This window comes from Streptomyces sp. NP-1717 (assembly GCF_022695985.1).
GTDB lineage: Bacteria > Actinomycetota > Actinomycetes > Streptomycetales > Streptomycetaceae > Streptomyces.
Genome location: NZ_JAAPBF010000372.1, coordinates 1 through 3961, shown reverse-complemented (window position 1 = coordinate 3961; position 3961 = coordinate 1). Strand labels below are relative to the sequence as shown.

General features: G+C 76.1%; 1 protein-coding gene. It reads left to right on the top strand.

Features of this window, described 5'->3' with window-relative positions:
• Position 1: 1 nt before the first annotated feature.
• Positions 2 to 3961: type I polyketide synthase (locus GXP76_RS34430; protein ID WP_242575551.1), on the top strand; the 3960-nt coding region annotated here is incomplete at its 3' end.

The window sequence follows — 3961 nt, the reverse complement described above, 5'->3', positions numbered from 1 at the left end:
GATCGCCGTCGTCGGGCGGGGCTGTGTGCTGCCCGACGCGCTCGATCCGGACACGTTCTGGGACAACATCGCCGCGGGCCGCTCCAGCCTGTCGGCCGTCCCCGAGGGCCGGTGGCGGCTGCCGCGTCACCGGGCCATGGGTTCGGTGGACGACCACCTCGACCGCACCTGGACCGATGCCGGCGGGTACGTAAGGGGGTTCGAGTCCGTCTTCGACCCCGGCGGTCTGCGGATCGCACCGGAGCGGATCCTGTCGCTGGACCCGCTCTTCCACTGGGTCCTGTACGGCGTCCGGCAGGCACTCACGGAGGCGGGCCGCGAGGGGCCCCTGCCGGGCGCGGGGCTGGTGCTGGGGAACCTGTCCTACCCCACGCCCACCGGAGCGGCTCTCGCCGAGCACGTCTGGCTGTCCGCCCAGCGGCCCGCGCTCCGTGACGCCCTGCTGACGGGGGAGCGCCGGCGGCGGCCCGACGCCCGGAACCGCTTCTCGTCCGGGCTGCCCGCCCACCTCGCGGCCCGAGCCCTCGGACTGGGCGCGGGCGCGTGGTCGCTCGACGCGGCGTGCGCGTCGTCGCTGTACGCCGTCAAGCTGGCGTGCGACCGGCTGCACGACGGTACGGCGGACCTGATGGTCGCGGGTGCCGTCAGCCGGGCGGACCCCCTCTATCTGCACGTCGGTTTCTGCGGGCTCTCCGCGACGAGCCGCACGGGTCGCAGCCGGCCCTTCCACCGGGACGCGGACGGGCTGCTGCCCGGCGAGGGCGCCGGGTTCGTCGCCCTGATGCGGCTGTCCGACGCCCGCGCCGCGCGGCTGCCCGTGCTCGGTGTGATCCGCGGTGTCGGGCTGTCCAACGACGGGCGCGGCGCCGGGCTGATCAGCCCGGCGGAGGAGGGCCAGGTGCGGGCCATGCGCCTGGCGTACGGCGCGGCGGGCGTCGCGCCCGGGACCGTGTCGCTCGTCGAGTGCCATGCGACGGGGACGCCGGTCGGGGACGCGGTGGAGGCGCGCGGCATGGCCCGGGTCTTCGGCGCCGGCGACGACGTGCCCATCGGTTCGGTGAAGTCGAACGTCGGTCATCTGCTGGCCTCGGCGGGCATGGCCGGACTGCTGAAGGTGCTCGGCGCGCTCCGTGCGGGGATCCGTCCGGCGACGCTCGGCGCGGAACAACCGCTGGAGGCGCTGGCGGGCACGCCGTTGCGGGTGCTGACCGCGCCGGAGCCGTGGTCCGGGCCGCGCCGGGCCGCGGTGAGCGCGTTCGGGTTCGGCGGGACCAACGCCCATCTGGTGGTGGACCTTCCGGACGGCGACCCGGTGTCCGCCGTCGCGCCGCCCCTCCCGCCGGCCGCCGGTGTGTCCTCCCCGGCGCAGCGGGTACGGAAATCGCCGGCCGGCCGCACGCCGGTGGCGATCGTCGCCCTCGGCGCGCGGGTCGGCGACGGCACCTGTACGGAGGACTTCCGGCGGGCGGTGCTGGGCGGTGAGCGGCGCGGCCCCGCCGCCGGGATCACCGTGGAGTTGACGGACCTCTGCTTCCCGCCGCTGGCCCTGGAGCGAACGGCGCGCCCTCAGCTCCTGGTGCTGGAGGCCGCCCGGGAGGCGGTCCGGTCGGTGTCCCTGCCCCGGGAGCGGACCATGGTGGTCATCGGTATGGGGGTGGACCCCGAGGTGGCCCGGGCGGGCGCCCGCTGGCGGGTTCCCCACTGGCTGGAGCGTGCCGGGCTCGCGACCGCGCCCGAGTCGGCGGACCTCGTCCGGGACGCGTTCGTGCCGCCCATGACGGCGGAGGGTGTGGTGGGCACCCTGCCGAATCTGGTGGCGAACCGGATCAGTACCCAACTCGACCTGGCGGGCCCGGGTTTCGCGGTCTCGGCGGAGGAGGCGTCCGGGCTGGTGGCGCTGGAACTCGCGGCCCGGGCCGTCCGGTCGGGGGAGGCCGACGCCGCGCTCGTCGGCGCCACCGACCTGTCCTGCGAGGCGGTGCACCGGGCCGCGCGGCGGGAGCTCGGCCGCGAGGACGAACCGGGGGACGCCGCCGTCGTCCTGGTCCTCAAGTCGCTGGACTCCGCGCGGAGGGACGGTGACACCGTCGTCGCCCTGCTCGACGAGGAGAACGCCGACGCACCGGACATGGTCATCGGGGACGGTCCCGACGCGGTGTTCGACCCGGCGTCGTCCTTCGGTCGTGCGCACGCAGCGTACGGGCTGGTCTCCGTCGCGGTCGCGGCGCTCTCGCTCCAGCACCGCGCGGTGCCGCGTCCGGGCCTTCCCGCGGACACCGCGGCCGTCGCGCTCACCGCGAAGGCCGCGGTGACTCCACTGGAGGGGCCCGCCGCGAGTGTCCGGCTGCGCGCGGGGGACGCCCGGCCGTGGCTGCGGGGCCGGGCTCCGCGCCTGCACGTCTTCTCCGGTGCCGGCCGCCGTGAGGTGCTGGCCGCTCTGGAGTCCGGTACGGAGTCCGGCGCCGGGCCGGCGCGGCTGGCGATCGTGGCCGACGCCGAAGCGCTGCCGGGCCGGACGGAGGCCGCCCGCCGCTGGCTGGCCGAGGGCGGGGCCCGTCCGGCCGATGTGCTGTACCGGGACGGCCCGGTCACGGGGCAGACCGCGTTCGTGTACACGAACGGCTCGGCGTCGTACCCGGGTATGGGCCACGCGCTGATGCTCGCGCTGCCGTCGCTCGGTGAAGCCGTCCGTGCTCGGCACGGGTCCATCGGTCTGCGGTCGCGGTCGGAGCGCGGAGTGCTCGACCAGATCTGGGGCGCCGCCGAACTCGCCGTCCACCACACCGTGTTCACCCGTGAGGTGCTCGGGCTGCGGCCGGACGCCGCGCTGGGGTACTCATCGGGCGAGTCGGCCGCGCTGGTGGCGCTGGGTGCCTGGCCGGACGCCGCCGGGCTGTACGACGCCACCCGCGAGAGCGGGCTGTTCACGACCGAACTCACCGGTGAGCTCCGGGCGGTGCGGCGCCACTGGGAGCGGCTGGGCATCGAGGGACGCGGCTGGTCGAGCCATCTGATCAGCGCGCCCCTGGAAACGGTCCGTGCCGAGCTGGCCGCCGAGCCCGCGGTTCATCTGATGGCGGTGAACGCCCCCGGAGTCTGTGTCATCGGCGGCGAGTCCCGCGCCTGCGCGGCGGTCGTGGCGAGGATCGGCGCGGACCGCGCGATCGAGCTGGACTACGACATGGCCGCGCACGCACCGGAGTTGGCGGAGATCCGGGAGGTATGGCGTGCGGTCCACCTGCGTCCGACCGTCGACGTGCCGGGGGTGCGGTTCTACAGCGGGGCCACCGGGCGTGCGTACCGGCCGACCGCCGAGCGGGCCGCCGACGCGCTCACCGCGCAGGGACTCAACACGATCGACTTCGCGGCCACGGTCGAGCGGGCGTATGCCGACGGCGTCCGGGTGTTCGTGGAGCACGGGCCGCGCAAGCTGTGCACCGGCTGGATCAAGCGGGTGCTCGGCGACCGGGACCATGTGGCCGTCGCCCTCGACACCCCGGGCGGCACCGGGCTGCGACAGACCTGCCTGGCGGTGGCCGAGCTCGTCGTCGCGGGTGTGCCGGTCCACGCCGACGAGTTGTTCGCCCGGCTCGCGGAAGCCGCCACCGAGATCCCGCGTCCCGGGCCCACCGTCACCGTGCCCGTACTCGCGCCCCCGTGTCTGCCGCCGCTGGAGCCGGCGGTGGTGACCCTGCCCCGGGCCCCCGAGCTGGCGCCGGTACCGGACCGGGATGCCGACCGGTCCGGCGCACCGGGCGGCGCTGCCGTGAACTTCCCCGGTCCTGCCGGGCCTCGGTCGCCGGACGTCCGGGAGGCGGTCTCGAACGGGCGCGATCCGGGGGCGGCGGGCGCCCGCGCGGCGGTCCTCCGGCAGAGCGGGCGGGTCGCCGCGCTGCACCAGGAGATCATCGCCGGGCACACCGAGGCCCATCAGCGGTTCCTGCGGGTGTCCGCTCTCGCC